This is a genomic window from Micromonospora sp. AMSO31t, from assembly GCF_008868175.1.
Taxonomy (GTDB): domain Bacteria; phylum Actinomycetota; class Actinomycetes; order Mycobacteriales; family Micromonosporaceae; genus Micromonospora.
Genome location: NZ_WBKT01000338.1, coordinates 1 through 502, shown reverse-complemented (window position 1 = coordinate 502; position 502 = coordinate 1). Strand labels below are relative to the sequence as shown.

General features: G+C 74.5%; 1 protein-coding gene. It reads left to right on the top strand.

Annotated features, from left to right (window positions below):
* Positions 1 to 437: hypothetical protein (locus F8274_RS31545; protein WP_225854062.1), on the top strand; the 437-nt coding region annotated here is incomplete at its 5' end.
* Between the last annotated feature and the right edge of the window lie 65 nt (positions 438 to 502).

Sequence of the window (502 nt, the reverse complement as noted above, 5' to 3'; positions counted from 1 at the left end):
GGTTCGACGCCACGTTCGAGCAGCGCTGCAACTACTCGACGGGCTCGGCCCGGGGCGAGGTGCACGTCGCCTTCCCGCCCGCGCCGCCGGTGCTCGCCGTCGACGTGGAGGTGGCCACGTCGGGCACGATCGACCCGGGGACCGACGAGGTGACGGTGCACGGCACGGTGACCTGCACGGCGCCGGCCACCGTGTACGTGGAGGGTGGCCTGACCCAGACGTGGCACGGCAGGCGCGCCGAGGGTCTGGTCCGGGCGGAGGTGGCCTGCACGCCGGGCACCCCGATCGCCTGGACGTCGAGTTCGCCCTCGTTCAGCGAGACCCCGTTCCGTAAGGGCGACGTCGAGGTGACCGCCAACGCCACCTCCTACGACACCACGTACGACGTCTTCGTGGCTGACACGGACACCGCCCGGGTCAAGGTGCGGCGCGGCTGATCCGCGACCGGCCCGGGCCCACGCGGCCCGGGCCGGGTGACCGCCGGGCGGGACCCGGCGGCGCT